This is a genomic window from Mycobacterium sp. NGS51 (assembly GCF_059812525.1).
The window spans coordinates 223,937-244,109 of sequence record NZ_JCALCV010000001.1 but is presented as its reverse complement, the minus strand read 5'-3'; the positions used below and the strand labels follow the sequence as shown (position 1 = coordinate 244,109).

At 66.2% G+C, this 20,173-nt stretch carries 18 protein-coding genes and 1 pseudogene; 11 read left to right on the top strand and 8 right to left on the bottom strand.

Annotated features, from left to right (window positions below):
- Positions 1 to 11: 11 nt before the first annotated feature.
- Positions 12 to 884, top strand: coding sequence for a DUF429 domain-containing protein (locus tag AC5Y5W_RS01275; protein WP_500008695.1), 873 nt, complete (start codon positions 12 to 14; stop codon positions 882 to 884).
- A gap of 41 nt (positions 885 to 925) precedes the next feature.
- A pseudogene (locus AC5Y5W_RS01270) lies at positions 926 to 1,516 on the top strand (alpha/beta fold hydrolase); the annotation flags it as partial.
- 2 nt (positions 1,517 to 1,518) lie between these two features.
- Here AC5Y5W_RS01270 and AC5Y5W_RS01265 read toward each other — a convergent pair.
- Together AC5Y5W_RS01265 and AC5Y5W_RS01260 are read right to left on the bottom strand one after the other, a co-directional pair.
- Positions 1,519 to 2,895, bottom strand: coding sequence for an APC family permease (locus AC5Y5W_RS01265; protein WP_500008849.1), 1,377 nt, complete (start codon positions 2,893 to 2,895; stop codon positions 1,519 to 1,521).
- Between the two features lie 91 nt (positions 2,896 to 2,986).
- Positions 2,987 to 3,616 carry a TetR/AcrR family transcriptional regulator gene (locus tag AC5Y5W_RS01260; protein WP_499889234.1) on the bottom strand — a complete coding sequence of 210 codons (630 nt, stop codon included), beginning with the start codon at positions 3,614 to 3,616 and terminating at the stop codon, positions 2,987 to 2,989.
- 144 nt (positions 3,617 to 3,760) lie between these two features.
- On the opposite strand from AC5Y5W_RS01260, the gene AC5Y5W_RS01255 reads away from it, so the two are divergent.
- Positions 3,761 to 4,669, top strand: a complete 909-nt coding sequence (locus AC5Y5W_RS01255) for an alpha/beta hydrolase-fold protein (protein WP_500008694.1) — start codon at positions 3,761 to 3,763, stop codon at positions 4,667 to 4,669.
- A 5-nt stretch (positions 4,670 to 4,674) separates the two neighbouring features.
- Here AC5Y5W_RS01255 and AC5Y5W_RS01250 read toward each other — a convergent pair whose 3' ends face one another.
- Positions 4,675 to 5,850: a thiolase family protein gene (locus AC5Y5W_RS01250; RefSeq protein ID WP_500008693.1), complete on the bottom strand. Its 1,176-nt coding sequence runs from the start codon at positions 5,848 to 5,850 to the stop codon at positions 4,675 to 4,677.
- 110 nt (positions 5,851 to 5,960) lie between these two features.
- Here AC5Y5W_RS01250 and AC5Y5W_RS01245 point away from each other — a divergent pair, with 110 nt between their 5' ends.
- Positions 5,961 to 7,544: a gamma-glutamyltransferase family protein gene (locus tag AC5Y5W_RS01245; RefSeq protein ID WP_500008692.1), complete on the top strand. Its 1,584-nt coding sequence runs from the start codon at positions 5,961 to 5,963 to the stop codon at positions 7,542 to 7,544.
- 212 nt (positions 7,545 to 7,756) lie between these two features.
- Here AC5Y5W_RS01245 and AC5Y5W_RS01240 read toward each other — a convergent pair whose 3' ends face one another.
- From AC5Y5W_RS01240 to AC5Y5W_RS01220, 5 genes are all read right to left on the bottom strand, one after another.
- Positions 7,757 to 8,932 carry a thiolase family protein gene (locus tag AC5Y5W_RS01240; RefSeq protein WP_500008691.1) on the bottom strand — a complete coding sequence of 392 codons (1,176 nt, stop codon included), beginning with the start codon at positions 8,930 to 8,932 and terminating at the stop codon, positions 7,757 to 7,759.
- Positions 8,932 to 9,348, bottom strand: a complete 417-nt coding sequence (locus AC5Y5W_RS01235; RefSeq protein WP_500008690.1) for a Zn-ribbon domain-containing OB-fold protein — start codon at positions 9,346 to 9,348, stop codon at positions 8,932 to 8,934. Before AC5Y5W_RS01235 ends, AC5Y5W_RS01240 begins: the two co-directional genes overlap by 1 nt.
- Positions 9,345 to 10,727, bottom strand: a complete 1,383-nt coding sequence (locus AC5Y5W_RS01230; RefSeq protein WP_500008689.1) for an aromatic ring-hydroxylating oxygenase subunit alpha — start codon at positions 10,725 to 10,727, stop codon at positions 9,345 to 9,347. Before AC5Y5W_RS01230 ends, AC5Y5W_RS01235 begins: the two co-directional genes overlap by 4 nt.
- Before the next feature lie 19 nt (positions 10,728 to 10,746).
- Positions 10,747 to 11,652, bottom strand: coding sequence for an SDR family NAD(P)-dependent oxidoreductase (locus AC5Y5W_RS01225; RefSeq protein WP_500008688.1), 906 nt, complete (start codon positions 11,650 to 11,652; stop codon positions 10,747 to 10,749).
- A gap of 73 nt (positions 11,653 to 11,725) precedes the next feature.
- Complete coding sequence (locus AC5Y5W_RS01220) at positions 11,726 to 12,622, bottom strand: enoyl-CoA hydratase/isomerase family protein (protein WP_500008687.1); 897 nt, start codon at positions 12,620 to 12,622, stop codon at positions 11,726 to 11,728.
- Between the two features lie 83 nt (positions 12,623 to 12,705).
- Between AC5Y5W_RS01220 and AC5Y5W_RS01215 the strand changes: the two genes are divergently transcribed.
- From AC5Y5W_RS01215 to AC5Y5W_RS01185, 7 genes are read left to right on the top strand one after another with little or no spacing between them, the layout of a single operon-like run.
- Complete coding sequence (locus tag AC5Y5W_RS01215; RefSeq protein ID WP_500008686.1) at positions 12,706 to 13,134, top strand: SRPBCC family protein; 429 nt, start codon at positions 12,706 to 12,708, stop codon at positions 13,132 to 13,134.
- A 50-nt stretch (positions 13,135 to 13,184) separates the two neighbouring features.
- The gene (locus tag AC5Y5W_RS01210; RefSeq protein ID WP_500008685.1) at positions 13,185 to 14,495 is read left to right on the top strand and encodes an amidohydrolase family protein; all 1,311 of its coding nucleotides are present in this window, start codon (positions 13,185 to 13,187) and stop codon (positions 14,493 to 14,495) included.
- Positions 14,492 to 15,685, top strand: a complete 1,194-nt coding sequence (locus tag AC5Y5W_RS01205) for an acyl-CoA dehydrogenase family protein (protein ID WP_500008684.1) — start codon at positions 14,492 to 14,494, stop codon at positions 15,683 to 15,685. Before AC5Y5W_RS01210 ends, AC5Y5W_RS01205 begins: the two co-directional genes overlap by 4 nt.
- The gene (locus AC5Y5W_RS01200; protein ID WP_500008683.1) at positions 15,675 to 16,724 is read left to right on the top strand and encodes an acyl-CoA dehydrogenase family protein; all 1,050 of its coding nucleotides are present in this window, start codon (positions 15,675 to 15,677) and stop codon (positions 16,722 to 16,724) included. The genes AC5Y5W_RS01205 and AC5Y5W_RS01200 overlap by 11 nt, the downstream gene beginning before the upstream one ends.
- A complete protein-coding gene (locus AC5Y5W_RS01195; protein ID WP_500008682.1) occupies positions 16,706 to 18,829 on the top strand; it encodes a CoA transferase in 2,124 nt (707 codons plus the stop codon). The genes AC5Y5W_RS01200 and AC5Y5W_RS01195 overlap by 19 nt, the downstream gene beginning before the upstream one ends.
- Positions 18,819 to 19,049, top strand: coding sequence for a hypothetical protein (locus AC5Y5W_RS01190; RefSeq protein ID WP_500008681.1), 231 nt, complete (start codon positions 18,819 to 18,821; stop codon positions 19,047 to 19,049). The genes AC5Y5W_RS01195 and AC5Y5W_RS01190 overlap by 11 nt, the downstream gene beginning before the upstream one ends.
- The gene (locus tag AC5Y5W_RS01185) at positions 19,046 to 20,170 is read left to right on the top strand and encodes a thiolase family protein (protein WP_500008680.1); all 1,125 of its coding nucleotides are present in this window, start codon (positions 19,046 to 19,048) and stop codon (positions 20,168 to 20,170) included. Before AC5Y5W_RS01190 ends, AC5Y5W_RS01185 begins: the two co-directional genes overlap by 4 nt.
- Positions 20,171 to 20,173: the final 3 nt, after the last annotated feature.

Here is a 20,173-nt window from a genome sequence, read left to right as displayed (position 1 = left end):
TTACGGTCGCAATGCGGCAAGCTGAGCGGATGTACTTCGTCGGTGTCGACCTTGCCTGGGGCGAAATCAACCAGAGCGGTGTCGCGGTCGTCGACGCCGACGGCCGGCTTCTGCATGTCGGGGTAGCGCAGGACGACGCCAGCATCGACAACGCGCTGTCGCCCTACACCAGCAACGAATGCCTGGTCGCCATCGATGCGCCGCTGATCGTGAAGAACCCGACCGGACACCGCCCGTGTGAGAAAGCGCTCAACCGCGATTTCCAGAAGTTCGAAGCGGGTGCGCGGCCGGCGTACACCGGCAGGCCGGAGTTCGCCCGGGGCCCCCGTGGCGCAAGGCTGGCCGACGTGCTCGCCCTCGATATGGACCCGCGCACCCAAGCGAGCCGGCGAGCCATCGAGGTGTACCCACATCCGGCGACCGTGGTGCTTTTCGGCCTGGATCGCACGCTGAAGTACAAACGCGGCGCCTTCGACAGTCGCCAGCGCGCGTTGCTGCAGCTGATGACGCTGATCGAAGGGCTAGACGAGGCGACGCCGCGACTGCGGGTCAACCACCACGTGGCCTGGGTCGAGCTGCGCAATAGGGTGACCGCGGCAACTCGACCGGTACAGCTGGATGGGGCCGAGGATGCCATCGACGCCGTCGTCTGTGCCTACATCGCGCTGTACTGGTACCAGTGCCCTGAGGACGTGACGATCTACGGCGATTTCACGACCGGCTACATCGTCACACCGTCGCTTCCGCCTGAACTCGCCGCGCCGGAGCGGCCGCCTGACCCCGACGACGTGGAACAGCGGCTCGCGCGCGTCAGCGCCCTGCTCGAGGAAGCACAACTCGAGTTGGCGGCCCTTCGCGCACTGTCCGGTGACCGGCACCCGTAATTGGAGTAGCGCACTACCCTACTCGATGCAGAATTGCCGCTATGAGTGTTGTTTTGGTGCATGGCAACCCAGAGACCGCGGCAATCTGGGGCCCGCTGATCGCTGCCCTCGGCCGCGACGACGTGGTGTGCCTGTCACCGCCCGGGTTCGGCGCTGCGCTACCCGACGAGTTTCCGGCGACCTACCTCGCATACCGCGACTGGCTCGAAGACCAGCTGGCCGAATTCGACGAACCGGTCGATCTGGTCGGGCACGACTGGGGTGGCGGCCATGTGATGAATGTGGTGATGCACCGGCCCGAGCTGGTGCGCAGCTGGGCCAGCGATGTCGTCGGGCTCTTCGATCCCGACTACGTCTGGCATGACCTGGCCCAGGTGTGGCAGACCGCGGAGGAGGGCGAGAAGCTGGTCGACACCATGCTCGGCAGCACCGTGCACGAACGGATCGACCAACTCGCCGCGCTCGGCATACCGTGCGACATCGCCAGCTCCATCGCGGCCGCCCAGGATGAACAGATGGGTCGGGCGATCCTGCTGCTGTACCGTTCGGCGCGCCAGCCGGTGCTGGCCGAGGCCGGGCGCGGGCTGGAAGCGGCCGCTGCCCGGCCGGGACTGTCGCTGCTGGCCACCGAACTTTAATCCGGCGCGTCGGCCAGGTGCGCGGCGTCGGTGATGCCGGCATCGCGAATGTCGAACTGACGCTTGATGACAACGGTGAGCAGCGACAGCACGACCCCGCTCATGACCAGAATGCCGGCCAGCAGGTACTCCTGACCTTCCCGGCCGGACAGCGGCGTCACCAGAAATAGCGAGGCCGCAAATCCGATGACTGGCAATGCAGTCGGCGTCTTGAAGTGGCGCCGATTTCGGCGGACATCGCGGCGCAGCACCAGCACCGCGACATTGACCGTGGCGAACACCGCCAGCAACAGCAGCGACGTAGTGCCGCCGAGGACCTCGATCGCGTCGGTGTTGGCGACCGCGGTGACATAGAGGATCAGCGCGAAGGCGACCGCGGTGGTGAACAGGATCGCCACCCACGGCGCCCGCTTGGTCGGGCTCACGACGCCCAGCACGGGGGGCAAAACCTGCTGCCGCGACATCCCGTAGATCAACCGGCTGGCCATGAGCATGCTGATCAGCGCAGTGTTGGACACCGCGATCATCGAGATGAACGGCAGGATGGTTTTGATCGGCAGCCCCGGCGCCCCGATACCGACGACATCGATCAGCGGAGTATCGCTGACTTTCAGCTCCCCGACCGGCACCAACGCCACGGAGATGATCGCCACGAAGATGTAGACGATGCCCGCGATGCTCAGCGCGGAGAGCAGGACCTTCGGGAAAGTTCGCACCGGGTTCTTGATTTCTTCGGCCATGTTGACCGAATCCTCGAAGCCCGTCATCGCGAAAAACGCCAACGATGTCGCGGTCGTGACGGCCAGAAACACGTTCTTGTCGGCGGCGGTGTCGAACGCGACCACCCGCGCGAAGTCGACATGCTGGCCCACACCGAACGCCCACAGGCCGACGAGGATCACCAGAACCAGCCCGGTGATTTCGATGCTGGCCAACACGACGTTGAGCTTGACGCTTTCTCCCACGCCGCGCAGGTTCACCGCGGCCAGCGTCGCCATGAAGAGCAACGCGACCACGACGACGCCCACCGAACCCCAGCCGATATGGAATGCGACCACAAAGTTGGCGGCGAAAAACCGCGATGCCATCGATGCGGACGTAATTCCCGCACACATCACGACGAAGGCCACCAGAAACGTCACGAACTGATTGCCGAACGCCTTTTGCGCATACAGCGCCGCACCCGCGGCCTGCGGATATTTGGTCACCAACTCCAGATAGCTCAAGGCGGTCACGGCGGCGATCAAGAATGCCAGCAGAAACGGAACCCACGCTGCCCCACCGACTTCGGCTGCCACATCGCCGATCAGCGCATACACCCCGGCGCCCAAGATGTCACCCAGAATGAAGAACAGCAGCTGCGGCGGCCCCATCACCCGGCGCAAGCGGGGCTGGCGCCCGTAAGCCGCAGGCACGTCTGCGGCGCCTCCCGGAAACCGGCCGGCCACCGAAACCGGTGCAGGATCAGATCTGCACTGGCCGAAGTTCGAACGGCGCCAGCACATCGATGACGTCCATCACGGTCGCCCTGGCGGCAGCCCGCGGGTCCTGCTGGTCGTCAACCAGCGCGGAGACCACAGCACCGTCGACGGCGCAAATCAACGCCGAGACCAGCTCGAGTCGCACCAAACGTCCCGACCGTTCGATGGCGTCCGCGACCGCGTCGACGCGTTGACGCAGGTTTCGGCGCTGGATATCGCGCAGCGCCGGGAGCCGGGCGCAGGCGATGTAGCGCTCATACCGCGAGATCAGCTGTTCGATCAGCCGCGGGCCGGTTTCGTCGCCGACGAGCAGATCGACGAGGACGTCGGCGGTGGTCTCCGGGCCGCGGCGACGCCGGGACAGGCTCGCCACCCGGGAACGCAACTGGGCCACCTCCAGCATCCCGACATGGGAGACCGCGCTGGCGATCAGGTCGTCGAGGCAGGAGAAGTAGTAGGTGGTCGATGCCAGCGGCAGGCCCGCCCGCTGCGCCACAGCCCGGTGCCGCACCGCTTCAAACCCGCCTTCGCACAGCAGCTCGGCGGCCGCGCTGATCAGCGCGTACCGCCGGCGTTCCCCCTTAGGAGTGACTGCTGCCGTCACGTTTGACATGCTGCCAGGCAGGCAGGGGCAGTATTGCCCTTTCGGACAAACGACCGCCCCGTTGACATCGCGCCGACGTCGAGGAGCGGCGCACTTTATCGCGCCGGCGACGATGCAGAGCGAGCGATGCGATGAGGAGGAGCGGCGCACTTTATGATGTCCGGCATGCCGGACCTGAGCCGTCGTGCGGTGCTGCGCCTCGGGGCCAACGTGGTCGCCGGCGCCGTCGGTGCCTCTGCGTTGGGCACGCTGTTTCCGGCACAGCCGTCGGAGGCCGCACCGGCGCCGATGACCGGTCGCGGCGTTCCGTTGGTTCCGCCGCCACTGGAACCGGCGCCCGCGCCGGTCGCCGCCCCGACGATGGCGACCGGTTCGTTCGTGTCAGCGGCGCGCGGAGGGGTGACGACCAACTGGGCGATCGCACGTCCGCCGGGCCAGACCAAGGCCCTGCGACCGGTGATCGCGCTGCACGGCAAGGGCAGTGATGCCGCCACCGTGATGGCCGGCGGGGTCGAGCAGGGCCTGGCGCAAGCCGTCGACGCCGGCCTCCCACCGTTTGCGGTGGTCGCCGTCGACGGCGGCGGAAGTTATTGGCACAAGAGGGCTTCCGGCGAAGACTCGGGCGCCATGGTGTTGAACGAACTCATCCCGATGCTGGATAAGCAGGGGTTGGATACCTCACGCGTGGCGTTCCTGGGCTGGTCGATGGGAGGCTATGGCGCGCTGCTGCTCGGCGGCCGGCTCGGGCCGGGGCGTACCGCGGCGATCTGCGCGGTGAGCCCGGCACTGTGGCTCTCGCCGGGGGCGACCGCACCGGGCGCCTTCGACGGCGCCGACGACTGGTCGGCCAATTCGGTGTTCGGAATGCCTGCGCTGGCGTCGATTCCGATCCGGGTGGACTGCGGCAACAGCGATCCGTTCTATGCAGCTACCAAGCAGTTCGTGGCGCAGTTGCCCAATCCGCCGGCGGGCGGCTTCTCGCCGGGCGGGCACGACGCATCGTTCTGGAGCGCGCAATTACCCGCCGAGCTGACCTGGATGGCACCGCTACTGACGGCGTAGCCGGATTACACCTCGATGACGACCGCGCCGCCCTGGCCACCGCCCGCGCACATCGCGGCCACCCCGATCCCGCCACCGCGGCGGCCTAATTCGTGTACCAGCGTGGTCAGCATCCGCGCGCCAGTGGCCGCGATCGGATGGCCCAGGCTGCACCCGCTGCCGTAGATGTTGACCCGATCCTCGTCGAGACCGTACTCACGGCACGCGGCGATCGGAACTGACGCGAACGCCTCGTTGATCTCCCACAGCGTGACGTCGGCGGGCGACAGCCCGGCGCGGTCGAGCACTTTGCCGATCACCCGGACCGCCCCCAGTCCGGTGTCCCGGGGTTCGACGCCGACCGATGCCCACGTCTTGACCGTCCCCAGCACGGTCAGCCCGGCCGAGCGGGCAAAGCCGTCGTCGGCCAGGGTCAAAGCGGCTGCTGCGTCGTTGGTGCCGCTGCTGTTACCGGCGGTGACGGAGAAACCCTCGATCTCGGGGTGCAACACCTTCAGTGACGCCAACTTCTCCAGGCTCGTGTCGCGGCGCGGATGCTCATCGACACTGAACTCCACGAGCGCATCCTGAGGTCCTTGAATTTTCAGCGGCACGATCTCGTCGACGAACGCGCCACCGTCGATCGCCGCGACCGCACGCTGGTGTGACCGCAGCGCCCAGGCGTCCATCTCTTCGCGGGTGATGCCGACAGCTTGTGCGGTGTTCCAGCCCACCGTGATGGACATGTCGCGGGTGGGCGCATCGGGCGTCTCCACGTGGGTCGGCGGCATCCACCGCTCTTCGAACTCCAGGGTCGGACCCGGGATGCGCCAGTTCATCAGCGGACCCGTCGACAACGACTGCACTCCGCCGCCCACCACTACCCGCTCGACGCCCGAACCGATGTGGGCGGCGGCGTTTGCGACCGCTGTCAGACTGCCTGCGCAATGCCGGTTGACGGCCTGGCCGGGCACCGAAACCATATCCGAGGCTGCAGCTGCGTAACGTGCCAAATCGCCACCGCCATAATGCGACTCAGCAAAGATCACGTCATCGATGACACCTGGCTCGACACCGGATCGCCGGACCGCTTCGGCCAGCACGGTGGTGGCGAGCGCTTCCGCGGGAGTGTTGACCAGCGAGCCTTTGAACGACGTTCCGATTGCGGTCCGGACGGCACTGACGATGACGGGCGTGGGCATGTGGTCAACCTTCGGTCGCGAATTCGAAGCCAGCGTAGAAAGACTAATCGTATCAACTACCGTAGTGGCGACGATAACCTGGGCACCACCGTGAGGCTTACGATCCCACAGTGACCGTGCCCTTCGATTGGGACTTGCCTTACGACTGGCCGCGCAAGCCTGTTCTGGCGCGCAACGCGGTGTGCACATCACAGCCGCTGGCCGCGCAGGCCGGACTTCGGATGCTGGCCGACGGCGGTAGCGCCGTAGACGCGGCCGTCGCCGCGGCCATCAGCCTCACCGTGGTGGAACCGGTATCCAACGGCGTCGGATCGGACGCCTTCGCGATCGTCTGGGACGGCCGGCGGCTGCACGGATTGAACGGGTCGGGCCGCTCTCCTGCAGCGTGGACGCCGGAATACTTCGGCGGCAACGGTGTGCCCGCATTCGGCTGGAACTCGGTGACCGTCCCCGGGGCGGTGTCAGCCTGGACCGAATTGCACGCCCAGTTCGGGAAACTACCGTTTGGCCGGCTCTTCGAGCCGGCAATCTCCTACGCCCGCGAAGGTTTTCTGGTGTCGCCGACGGTGGCTGCACACTGGGCGATGCAGCTCCCATTCTTCAAGTCCCAGCCTGGGTTTGCCCAGTACTTCATGCCCGGAGGCCGCGCACCGGGCCCCGGTGAAGTTGTCAGCTTTCCCGATCTTGCGGCCACGCTGGAGAAGATCGCGGCCAGCAATGGCGAGGCGTTCTATCGCGGAGAACTGGCGGCTCAACTCGAGGCGCATTCGAGCGCTCACGGTGGCGCAATGCGAGTCAGCGACCTGGCCGCCCACCGGGCCGATTGGGTGGGCACCATCGGCCGCGACTACCGCGGCTACACCATCCACGAGATCCCGCCCAACAGTCAGGGGATCGCCGCATTGATCGCGCTCGGCATCCTCGAGCAGTTCGACATGACCGCCTTGCCAGTAGATTCCGCCGACAGCGTGCATTTGCAGATCGAAGCGATGAAGCTCGCCTTCGCCGATGCTCAGGCCTACGTCGGCGACATCGACCACATGCCGTTGCGCCCCGAGAACCTCCTCGACGAGGAGTATCTGAAGGAGCGGGCGAAGAGGATCGATCTCAAGCATGCACAGCCTGTCACCGCCGGCGCGCCGAACGGCGGCACAGTGTATCTCGCCGCAGCCGACACCGCAGGGATGATGGTATCGATGATCCAGTCGAACTACGTGGGATTCGGGTCCGGTGTGGTGGTGCCCGGCACTGGGATCTCGTTGCAGAACCGCGGCGTGGGATTCGTTGTGACGCCGGGACATCCGAACCGAGTCGGGCCGAATAAGCGTCCCTACCACACGATTATCCCCGCCTTTATGACCAAAAACGGTGCTCCGGTCATGAGCTTCGGCGTCATGGGCGGAACCATGCAGCCGCAGGGTCACCTGCAACTTGTGGTGCGCATCGTCGACCACGGCCAGAACCCCCAGGCGGCGTGCGATGGCCCCCGGTTCCGCTGGCTGCAGGGCAGGCAGGTGAGCTGCGAGCAAGGGTTTCCGCCGTCCACCCTCAATGAACTGCAGCGGCGTGGCCACGAGTTGGCGGTCGTTGACGACTACAACCAGTTCGGCAGCTGCCAAGCCATCTGGCGACTCGACGACGGCTATCTGGCGGTGAGCGATCCGCGCCGCGACGGCCAGGCGGCAGGGTTTTAGGCGCGGACCTTATCAATCTCGCAGCTGGTGGCACTGCCGCGGGTGGACAAACACTGCTGTCCGCTCACATCACGTGGGCACCGCAACATGTCGGAGGCCTGGCCGCAGCCAACGGGAACGACCTGCATAGGCGGGAACGTCACGTCAGCATTCTCGCGGGTCGGGTTGGGACGAAACGTCCGATGCATGGCGTGGTTGTGCAAGGACTGACCTTAAAGCTGTCGCAACAACATCGCCGTCGTGCCGCTGTTCGCCGCACCGACCCCGACGGCGGCCAGGGCCGCACCGTCGACCTGCCGGGCGCCTGCTTCGCCGCGTATCTGAAGACACGCTTCGTGCAGATGCCCGAAGCCGTGCAGGCGTCCGCCGGAAAGCTGTCCACCCGCGGTGTTGATCGGCAGCTCGCCACCAAGCGAAATGCGTGCGCGATCGGCGACGAATTCACCGGACTCGCCGACCTTGCAGAACCCGAAGTCCTCCAGCCAGCACAGCACGAACACGCTGAACCCGTCATACAGTGAGGCGTAATCAACGTCGGCGACGGTGAAGTCGGTGCGGTCCCAGATCGTCGACCAGCGTGAGCTGATGCGGGTGATGTCTTCGCCGGCCTCCCAGAGGAACCGGTCGTGGTGGGCGCAATCCAACGCTTCGACGGTGACGGCCGGATGATCCAGGGCACTCGCGTGATCGCCACGGGATACCACGAACGCGGTCGCCGCGTCACAGGCGATGTCGCAGTCGTACATGCACAGCGGGTCGGACACCATCCGTGCCCCCAGATAGGCGTCCAAATCGAGTGGCTCGGAGTAGATCGCCGACGGGTTGAGGGCTGCGTGCGCGCGCTGCGTTATCGCGACGGACGAAAGCTGTTCGCGGGTAAGCCCGTAACGCAGCATCCGAGCGCGGATCTGTAAGGCCGCCAGGTTTGCCGCGGTGGCTCCGTATGGTAACTGCCAGGCAAGTTGCCCGCCTGGGCGCCCGTCCGGCGCGCCGTAGCCCTTGCGCCTGCCGGACCCTTGGGCGCTGCCCTCCCAGATGCTGCGCCATACCAGCACATGGTTGGCCAGGCCACCCGCGACGGCCAGCATGGCGTCGACGACCGCCCCCAGCTGACCGGCCAACTCGACTCCGCCGGCGACCCAGTTCGGCTTGATGCCCAGCAGGTCGTGGATCTCGCGCAGCGACGCGCCAGAAAAGCCCGGTCCTGCCGATGACGCCCCGGGATAGGTCGTCAAGCCGTCGATGTCGGCGAGGGTGAGGCCGGCGTCTCCGACGGCGGCAATGCATGCATCGGCGGTGAGCTGCAACGGATCCCGGTCCAGCCGTCTGCCGATTTCTGACTGTCCGACACCACTGATCACGATCGAACCGGCGAGGGAAGCGGTCATCACAGTTCCGGCTCGAAGAGTGGAACAAATATCTCGTCGTCGCCGTCGACACACCTTTCGAAGGTGACCCGGACTCCCATCGCCGGGGTGACGTCGTCGGGATCGACGTTCACCAAGTTGGTCAGCACGCGAACGCGAGCGTCTTCGATCGGATTGACGAAGGCGATGACGTACGGCGGCGTGAAGCCGGGGAACCAGGGATGCTCATTGGTGGTCCAGGACTCCACCCGCCCCCGGCCGCTGAGCGCCACGTACGTCGGCACGCCGTGGTCGTAGGGGCAGCGCAGCGCGGGTGGATGAACGAGCCGCTCGCAGGCCGCGCACTGCTGCATGCGCAGCACCCCGTCGGCGCCCGAAGTCCAGAACTTCCGGTTGACAGCGGTAAGCAGCGGGAGCGGCCGCGCGGCGTCGCTCACCGGTCGTCGATACCGAAGAGGAACCGGTCAGCGATCCGATGCTCGTTACGGATCGACATCTCTTGAGCCGTGTTGAGCCACAAGCCATCAAAGCCCTTCGAATGCATGCCGGCGTGGATGGCACCGATATTCTTCAGATCCTGGGTCGGCAGCTCACCCCAGCCGTCGTGGTCCTGCCAGCGCTCGAACTCCTGCCAGCTCGTCTCCGGCACCTCGCCGGGAGCGAAGTGCTCCAGCGAGAACATCTCGAACGTGCACCAATTGGGGTCATCGGCGTGCGGCAGCATCCGATAACCCAGCAGGCACGACTTCTCGACCAGAATCACCAGCGTCGGAAAGACATGCCAATCACCGTTACCCGCGAAGTACTGCTCCATCGACATCCGTGGGAAGTCGACACCTTCGGCACGGGCAAGTTCCTCACACATCTGGTGGTAACGGACGAACGGCGGAACCTCGCTCGGCTCCATCGTGGCCAGCGCCAGAGCCGCCCGATAATCCCGCTCGGTGACCAGCGATCCGACCTCGAGGTAGTTGTACTGCATTGAGCTGGCGAATACTTCGGGCCGGGCCGCCTGTTGCTGGCGAGCACTGTCCCGGTCGGCCGTGTCGGGACGTTGGGTGTAGACGAACCGGGAGTGATTCTGGTACGTGATCGTCGGGGTGTAGGGGGCGTAGATATATTCCTGCGGCTGCGCGGGTTCCGCCGAGGGCCGCGGCCCCTGCGTGGCCCGCATGGTCTGCGGGTGGGTGCCTGGGGTGTGGTAGCCCTCGATGAATGCGTCGACCACGGTTTTGTAGTTGGCGGGCAGGCAGGTTCGCTTGCGCCATCGGTAGCGCATGTCCTGCAGGCGGAACGGCTCCAGCGCGGTGGGCATCGGTTCGAGCCATTCCAGCAGGTCCGGCGGATCGTCGGCCATTGTGATGAACACCCAGCCACCCCACGTGCCGACCTTGATCGGGGTGAGTCCCCACTTTTCGCTGGGCCGCGGGGCGAACTCGTCACGGCACGGCACAAAAGACGAGCGTCCGTCCAACTTGTAACGCCAGCCGTGGAATTCGCATCGCAGGGTTCCGTCGGAGGCGCAGCCGGTCCCGCGCACGACCTTCATTCCGCGGTGGGCGCAGGTGTTGTAGAAGGCTTTGATACCGCCGTCTTTCTGGCGCACCACTACTAGCGACTGACGACCGACCGAGTACTCGCAGTAACACCCCGGATCGGGAATCTCTTCTTCGCGGCAGGCGGCCTGCCACACCTGAGTGAACAACCGATCGAGTTCGATTTGAAGGAATTCCGGGTCGATGTAGCGGCTCTTGGGAACGAAAGTCTCACCGCAGGCGAATTTTTCGGGCACCCGCTGCGTCGCTAGTTCGGACACTTTCACCTCGCTGCTCTGATCAGCCGGCAGGTGGCTTGTCGAAGATGTTCGGCCACAGCACCGCTTCCTTGAACGCCGTTTCGATCTCGGCGAATGCGGTGGGAATGTCCCAAGTGCCAGAAGCAGATACGATCTCGCGCTCGACGACCGGATTCGACATCAAGCTGATCCGGCCGTTGCCCGCGAAGATGACCCGACGGTTAAGCCAATCAGACTGAGCGCTGGCCAGATAGACCACCGGGGGCACGCAGTTCTTCGGCGCAAGACGGACGTTGGCATCCGAGTAGTCCATGCTTCCACCGCCCTTGATGCCTTGCGTCATACGGGTTCCCGCGATCGGCGCGATGGCGTTGGACCGCACCCCGTAGCCTTTGAGCGCGTTCGCGCAGGAGAACGTCAACCCGACGACGCCCATCTTCGCCGCGGCGTAGTTCGGCTGGCTGGGGGCACCTTGCAGGCCCGACATCGACGTGAAGTTGATGAGTCGGTACTGGCCGCCGCGATTCTCCCGCCACCATCCGGCGGCATGGCGAGTGATGTTGAACGTGCCCTTGAGGTGCACTGCCACCACCGCGTCCCAGTCTTGCTCGCTCATCTTGAACACCATGCCGTCGCGCAGAATCCCCGCCGCGTTAACCACGGCATCGAGACCGCCCAAGGTCTGTGCGGCCCGGCCGATCAAGTCGGCGCAGGCGGCGAAATCGGTGATATCGGTGCCGTCGGGAAATGCTTTGCCGCCGCGTTCGTTGATCGCCGAGGCAACCGTTTCGGCCGGACCGCTGTCATGCCCCGTACCGTCGACGCTGACACCGGCGTCGGACACCATAACCGTGGCGCCTTCGGCGGCTAACCCCTCGGCAACCGCCGCCCCGATGCCGCGACCCGCGCCTGTCACCAGCGCGGTACGTCCGTCCAGCACACCCATCGTCTCTCGCTTTCGTACCGGTTACACGCCCAGCATACAGAACAAACGTACAATGACTGTATACTTGTATTATCTACTCAAATCCCCACTCGGCATAACGGCGCTCGAGTTCCGCCAACGTTTCGCGCCCCCCGCGCGCGCTGCGCTCCTTCATGAAGTTGAACTCGTCGTCACGCCAGGACAAATTGCTGAACACGCTGTGCGCCATCGGAACCCAGTCCCCGAACTGCGCCATTCCTACCGCGTGCCAGAACGTGATGAGCGCATGCTTGCCGATCATCAAGCCATCGGCGGAATGGTGCGCGATCGCCCTGGCGTACCGCAGCGCCTCATCGTGCAATCCTTCGGCCGGTACAACCGATGCGGCCACTCCCCAGTCCCGCAACTCGGCGGCCGGCACCTTGCGACCGGTGATCATCGCCTCATAACCGCGGTTGGGTCCCAGTTTGAGCAGCGCCAGCGGCATCGCAGTGGAGAAGCCGGCGAAGCCGATCCGGGCTTGTGGCCGGGCCAGATACATGTCGTCGGAGACAACGAGGATGTCCGCGGCGAGAGCCAGGTTCATCCCGGCCCCTAACGTCGCACCTTGGCACGCGGCGATCACCGTTTTGGGAAACTCCAGCCAATTCGCCAGGTGGCGGTGTAGCCGGCGCGCGTTGCCGAGCCGAGCCGTCTGCGGCAACCGCTTGCCCTTCTTGAGGCCGGCCGCCTCGACCGGCAACCGACGAACGTCGTCGCCGCTGCAGAAATTCTTGCCCTCGGCGGCGAGCACGACGACCTTCACGTCGTCGTCCTCTTCGGCCCGGTCGAGGCGATCCTTCAACAGCACATGCATATCCGGCGATAGGATCGCGTTGCGGCGGTCCGGCCGGTTGATGGTGATCTGCGCGATGTGCGGTTCGATGACGGCGTAGCGGACCCAATCCTCGTCGACCTCGATGTCGAGGCCGGCCTGCTCGTCGGTGCTCATGTCACCTCTGTTTCGGTGCCCTCAGCGACGGCACATAAGAACACTTGCCGATCAATTGTTACACGAGATGGTACGTTCGCTGCATGGCCACGATGACCGTCAGCAAGCGTATTGCCGCGCCGGCAGAAGCCGTGTGGGCGATCCTGGCCGATTTCGGCAGCGTCGGCTGGATCCCTGTCGCGGGCGACGTTCAGGTCGAGCGCGAGGGCCCTGGTATGCGGCGCATCATCGGTGGCAGCGGGGGAACACCCACCGTCGAGACGCTGATATGGGTCAAGCCCGAGCAGAATGCGCTGTCGTATGAGATAACGGACTCCCCGCTGCCGGTGAGCCGGTTTCGGGCCGTCGTCACGGTGACGAACGACGGCGCGGCCGATGCGGGTTCGATGGCCACCTGGGACATCGACTACGAGCCGGTCGGCGACGACGCCGGCGCCCGGGGCGGAATCGAGCTGATCTACAGCACCATGGCCGGTTGGCTGGCGGACGCGGCCGCGCCCGTCAATGGTTAAGGCGATGGAACACTTGTACATATTCTGTTCACAAGTCTAGGATATTTCCGGTGATCGATCCACTCGACCTCGTCCTGATCAGCGTCGACGACCACACCGTCGAGCCGGCCGACATGTTCAAGGGCCGGGTACCGAGCCGGTTTGCGGACGACGCGCCCCGGATCGTCGAAGACGAGCATGGCGTGTGTTACTGGGAATACGCGGGCCTGCAGATGCCTAACATCGGGCTCAACGCGGTTGCCGGCCGCCCCAACGACGAATGGGGTTTTGAGCCCTCGCGATTCGAGGACATGCGCACCGGCTGCTACGACGTCGATGCCCGCGTCGACGACATGAACGCTTCGGGCGTTTTGGCGTCGTTGTGCTTCCCGTCGTTCCCCACCATCTCCGGTGCCCTGTTCACCTACCGCGGGGACCGCGACGTCTCCGAAGCCATGGTGCGCGCCTATAACGATTGGCACGTCGAGGACTGGTGCGGCCGCCATCCCGACCGGTTCATTCCGCTGGGAATCCTCCCGCTCTGGGATCCCGTGCTGGCCGCGGGTGAGGTCAGCCGCCTGGCTGCCAACGGCTGCCAGGCGGTGACGGTGCCCCAGCACATCGGTAGCTATGGACAGCCACCGTGGCAGGACCCGCAGTGGGATGCGCTGTGGGCGGCGGTGTGCGAGCACAACACCGTCGTCAACATCCACATCGGCACCGGCGGCGGGGTTCCGGTGCCGTCGGACCAGACCACCTACCTCGCGTACAACTCGATGCTGGCCATCGACACCATGCGGTTCACCGCCGACCTGCTGTTCTCGCCGGTTGTCACCAAGTTTCCGACGATCAAGTTCGCGCTGTCCGAGGGCGGCATCGGCTGGATTCCATTCCTGCTCGAACGGTTCGAGGACATCTACTCCCGCCAGCGCGCCTGGACTGGCGACGACCTCGGTGAGAACCGCACGCCCACCGACGTCTTCCGCCGCAATTTCATGTCATGTTTCATCCGCGACCGGGTCGGTATCGAGATGCGCGATCGGATCGGCGTTCAAACCATTTGCTGGGAAATGGATTATCCGCATTCCGACAGCAGCTGGCCCGACGCGCCGGAGCAGCTCGCCGCGCAACTGGAGGGCTGCTCGTCCGATGAGGTCGAGGCGATCACCTGGCGCAACGCGGCGCACGCCTTCGGCTACGACGCCGTCGAGCGGTTGGGCCGGCAAGCCTGCACCGTTGCTGCCTTGCGCGACAAGATAGTCGGGCTCGACCTGGCCGCACCGAAGGTCGACGCCGGCCGCGCACCCAAGGCCGGCATAGCCGCGATCACCTACGGTGAGATGAAGGAGCGGATGGCCTCGATCATCCGCGGCGGAACGTGACCGACCCCGATTACGGGATCACGCTCGATGACCGCGATCGGGCCTTTCGCGACGAGATTCGCGGCTTCCTCGCCTCGGCGCTGACTCCCGACCTCGGCCGCACCGACGGCAGCGAGGGCGACAAGCTTGCCCGAATGCGGCTATGGCAGAGCCGACTTCACGATGCAGGACTGGCCGCCATCTCGTGGCCGGTCGAGTTCGGCGGGCGCGCCGCCACAGCGACGCAACAGTTGATCTTCAACGCTGAGATGGCCGCCGCCCGGGTACCCGAACCTATCAACCGCAGCGCCATCAACCAGCTCGGCCCCACCATGGTCCAGTGGGGCACCGACGCCCAGCGCAGTCACTACCTTCCTCGGATTCTGTCCGCCGAAGACGTTTGGTGCCAAGGTTTTTCCGAGCCTGAGGCCGGCAGCGACCTCGCCTCGCTGAAGACCAGAGCAGAAATTGACGGCGATCACTTGATCGTCACCGGCCAGAAGATCTGGACTTCCAAAGCGCAGTATGCCGATTGGATCTACATCCTGGCGCGTACCGATCCCGGCGCCGACAAGCACGAGGGAATCAGCTACCTTCTGGTCGAGCTGGCCACGCCCGGAATCGAGGTGCGGCCGATCCGACAGATCACCGGGCGCGCGGAATTCAACGAGGTGTTCTTCGACTCGGTGCGGGTGCCCCTGGCGAATGTGCTCGGCCCGTTGCACGATGGCTGGAAGGTGGCGAAATCCACCCTCGGCTACGAGCGGGTGGGACAGAGCCGCACGCATCGCGTCGAACGACGATTGGCGATTTTGGCCAAGATGGCTGGGGAGCCAAACACGTTGACGGATAACGGGTTACAGGACACCTTTGTGGCCGACACGATGGTGCGCTTCGCGGCTCAGGTAGAAGCGCTGCGGCAAATCGCGGCGCAGGCCACCGCCGCAGGTATCCGCGGTGTCAGCCCCGGACCCGAAGCATCGGTGGCCAAGCTGCTGACCTCCGAGGTCGACCAGGCAATGGCCAACTTCGGCCTGGACCTGGCGGGTCCCGCAGGCACCCTGGAGCGGGGATCCGCCGGCAGCGCCAAGAGCGGCAACGTCGCGCAAAGCTACCTGCTGATGCGAGCCGCCACGTTTGGCGCCGGGACGTCGGAAATCCAGCGCAACGTCATCGCCGAGCGACTCATGGGCCTGCCTCGTGACGCGTGAGTCCATTACCGCTCTCAGCGAGATCGCCGACACCGCCGCGGAACTCGCGCAGTTGCGCGAATCCGCAGATGCGGTACTCGACAGGGCGTGGTCGGTCGAGCGGTGCCGTAAACTTCTCGACGGCCCCGGGCCGGCGTTCGACCACGACCTGTGGCGCACGATCACCGAACTGGGCTGGCCCGCTGTCTTGATCAGTGAAGCCGCCGGCGGAGGTGGTGGCAGCCTTCGTGAGTTGACTGTGCTCGCCGAAGCGACCGGCGCTGCTGCGGCGCCCGTTCCATTAGCCGCCGCCGCGGCCGCGGGATGGTGCGAAAACAGGTGCGGCGACGGGATCGCGCTGCTGCTGGACGCACCGGCCGCCCTGACTGCATCGGACGTGTCGGGAAGCTGGCCGGTGGTGCCCTACGGTGCGGTGGCCACCAGACTGCTGGTGCTGGCGACCGGCGACAAGACCGTCCTCGGTGTCGTCGACCCGGCCGGACCCGGCGTGCAGCGCGAGCCGCTGTGTCCGCTCGACCACAATCCGGCCGCACGAATCACACTGCAGGGTGCGCCGATTCAGCTGATCGCCGAAGGCGAAGAGGCGATGCGGCGCCACGATGACGCGATGCGGCGGGCACGCGTCGCGCAGGTCGCGGAGCTGGTCGGCATCGCATCTGCGGCCAACGAAGCGGCCACGGAGTACGCCAAGGTGCGCGTCGCGTTCGGACGGCCGATCGGTTCGTTCCAGGCGATAAAGCACCGGCTGGTCGATCACCGCGCCGCGATAGAGGTAGGCCGGGCCCTGGTCAACCGGGCCGCCGACGCCTGCGAACACGACCATCCCGAGCGTGCGGCGCTGGTGTCGCTGGCGGTGTTCTGGGCGATCGACTCGCTGCGGGCAGTACCGGAGGGTGCCATCCAGGTTTTCGGTGGCATCGCCTACACCTGGGAACACCGGGCCCATGTCCACCTCCGGCGCGCGGCGTGCGTCGCCGCGATGCTCGGGCCGCGCGCCGGCCACCGTGCAGTAGTCACGGAATGGCTGGCAAGCAGATGACTCGTTCGCCGTTTCTGGCTGGAGTGTCGGTTCTCGAAATCGGCGGCGGAATAACCGGATCCGCCGCGGCGGCCATGCTGGCCAGCCTGGGAGCCGACGTCACCAAGATACCGTCCGACGGCGCCGACCTTCGGCGGGCAGGGCTGATCATTGCCACGACCGCCGGGCCGGTGCCGGCCGTCGACCTCACGCTAGACCGCGACAAAAGGACCCTCGATTCCCCGTCGGCGGCGTCGACGCTGATCGGCCAGGCGGACATCGTGGTCATCGACGGCACCGCTCCCCTCGACCACAGCGGAGACGGCGTCGTCGTGACCATCAGTCCGTTCGGTCTGGACGGCCCGCGGTCGTCTGATCCTGGCGGTGAGCTCGTCGCCCAGGCCAGCGGGGGCATGCTCGCCACCATCGAGGGGGCCGACGGGACGCCGGTTCCCGCACCGGGTTACATCGCGCTCAAGGCGGCCGGCGCGATGGCCGCGCTCGCCGCACTGCACGGGCTCGATCGACGCAATGCACTTGGCGAAGCCGTGCATATCGACTTCTCGGTGCAAGAGGCGGTGGTGTTTACCGCGGCACTGCCGGAATGCGCGCACGTGCTCTACCAATGTCCCGGGCGGGCCGGCAGCGGACGTTACCTCGCTCCTTCCGGGCTGTTCGGTTGTCGCGACGGCCTTGTCCGGATCACGGCCGTCGAGAACCACCAATGGAAAGGTCTGCTGGTTGCTCTCGAAAACCCGCACTGGGCAGTAGGTCTCGACGAACGCTCCGCGCGGATCGAACACGCCGACCTGATCAACGAACATGTCTCGGCCTGGGCGGCCACCCGCGACAAGGCGGCCTGCGCTTCGCTGCTTCAGGCCAACGGCGTGCCGTCGACGCCGGTCAACTCGCCCGATGAATTACTCACCTCGCCCCAATTCCTCAACCGCGGCTCGGTTTTCGAGACAGCCCTGGGCGGTCGCTCCGTCACCGTCCTCGGCAACCCCTGGGTTGTGCAACCTGGCCGGCCGGCCGGCCGGCCGCGCACCGGTCGCCTCGATGAGCTCCGGATCACCGAACTCACACACGTGCTGGCGGGTCCGATTGTCGGCGCGCTGCTCGGTGCGATGGGCGCAAAGGTTGTTCGGCTCGAATTCCCCGATCGCCTCGACATCTACCGGCGCACCGGGCCTTTCGCGGGCGGTCAGGCGGGCGTGGAACGCGGAGCCTACTTCGCGGTGGCCAACCACTCCAAGCAAAGCGTGCTGATCGAGCCGGGCGACGCAGTGCAGGACGTCGGTGGCATGATCGCCGACTCCGACGTACTTATCGAGAACGTCGGGTCTTCACGGCTGGCCCGTCTCGGCGTGCACCCGGCATCCGTCGCGGACTCCGGAAAACTCGCGGTGCGGGTGTCCGGGTTCGGGTCGGCGGGCCCGCTCGGTGGATATCGGGTGTACGCCAACAACGTTCAGTCCTACGGCGGGTTGGCCGGCCTCACTCGCGATGCTGACGGCTCACCCGCGCGGCTGGGAACCGTCGTCGCCGACCCGCTGTCGTCGGTGGTCGCCGCAGTTGCCACTGCCGCATGGGCAATCGGGCCCGCGCGTGACACCGGCGCCGTGGTCGACCTGTCGATGGCCGAGGTCGTCGCGTCGACCGTCGCCGAGTTCGTCGCCGCCGCATCCATCGAGGCTCCGGTTGGTGATTCCGATGTACACCGCGGGGTGTACCGCAGCAGTGACGACCGGTGGGTAGCTGTCGAGTTGCTCGACGCCGCCGACTGGAATCGTCTGGCGCAGGCCCTCGACAGCGCCCCGTTGTCGACGTCGGCAGACATCGCGCTTGCGGTGGCGAGCATCGCGGGCGCACAAGCGGTCTCGCGATTGACGGGCCATGGCGTTCGCTCGGCGCTCGTGCAGCGCGCCGAGGACTTGGTGGACGATCCGCATCTCGTCGCACGGGGTTTCTTCCCCGAAGTCACGCATCCCGACCCCGAGATCGGGACAGCGCGATTGGTCGGCCTGCCATGGCGGTTCGTGGGACAGGGACCGATCCCCCTGCGACCCCCGCCGGCGCTCGGCAACGCCAACGCCGCCTTCGAGAGGATGACCAATGCCCGCTGATCACCCGGCGACCGTTTGGGCCTCCACCTTCGTTCCATCCAAGTCACCGCTGGCCGACTTCGGGCAGGACGGTTACAGCGTTGCCTGGATCGACACCGCCGACGGGCGTCGCCAGGTCCTGGTTTCCGGACCCCGGCCTGCCCCGGGAACAACGGGTCGCCTCATCGAATCGACTCTCGGCGATACCGAGGTCGAGCTGTTCGTGGCGGATCCCGCATGACCGGTGTCCATATCGCGGGCATCGGGGCCACCGCGTTCAGCAAGCATGGCGGGACGCCCCTTGCCGATCTCGGCGTCGCGGCCGCCGAAAAGGCGCTTGCCGACGCGGGTGTCGGCTACGACACGGTCGGCGAGGTGTTCACCGCCTCCGCGCTGGCCCCTCCGCAGACCGGGCTCAAGGTGGCACATAAGCTGGGCCGCACCGGAGTTCCGGTCACTGCCACCGAAAGTGCCTCTGCGGGTGGGATGGTCGCGCTGCGGCACGCCGTCTGGGCGGTAGCGTCGGGCCGCTGTACCACCGCGCTCGCTGTGGGCTATGAGAAGACGACAGCTCTGGAGCCGGGTGGGGTGATGCCGGCGGCGACCAGCTTCTGGGAGCGGTTTCCGCCGCAACTGCACTACGCCATCGAAGCCGCCAGATGGCTGCACGACGCCGGTTGCGACGCCGACGTGATCGCCGCGGTAGCCGCGAAGTCATGGAACCAAGCACGCCGGAACCCGCTGGCCGCCAGGCGAAACGACGAAGAGGTCACGGTCGAGGAGATCCTGGCGGCCCGTATGGTGGCCGAGCCGCTGACCAAGATGATGTGCCATGCGTCCGTCGACGGCGCGGCCGCGGCGGTCATCACCGCCGAGGCGCGTCCGCGGTCGGTGCCGGTGCTCGCAATAGAGCAGACCAGCTGGCCCGAGGATCCGGCCTGGCCGCTGGTGGGTCCGGTCGTCGGCCCGCCGTCACAGATCACGCACACCGCTCAGCGCGCTTACGCCGCCGCGGACGTACGTCCCATGGACGTGGGTGTGGTTTCCCTGCATGACATGTGCGCGAGCGAGGAGATCACCGCGTTGATCGCCCTGGGCCTCACCGACACCAAGGGCGTGATCGACTTGGCGTTGTCGGACGGCCTCACCTCGAAGGGGCGGCTGCCGACGAACACCGACGGTGGATGTATCGCGCGCGGTCATCCGATCGGGGCGACCGGACTCGCACAAACCGCGGAAGTAGTCAGTCAGCTACGCGGAGAGGCGGCGTCGCGTCAAGTCCAGCAGCCACGAATCGGGCTCGCTCAGGCCGTCGGCGGTGGGGGCTCCTGCGTCGTCGCGCTGCTCGGCCCGGCGGCGTAGCGC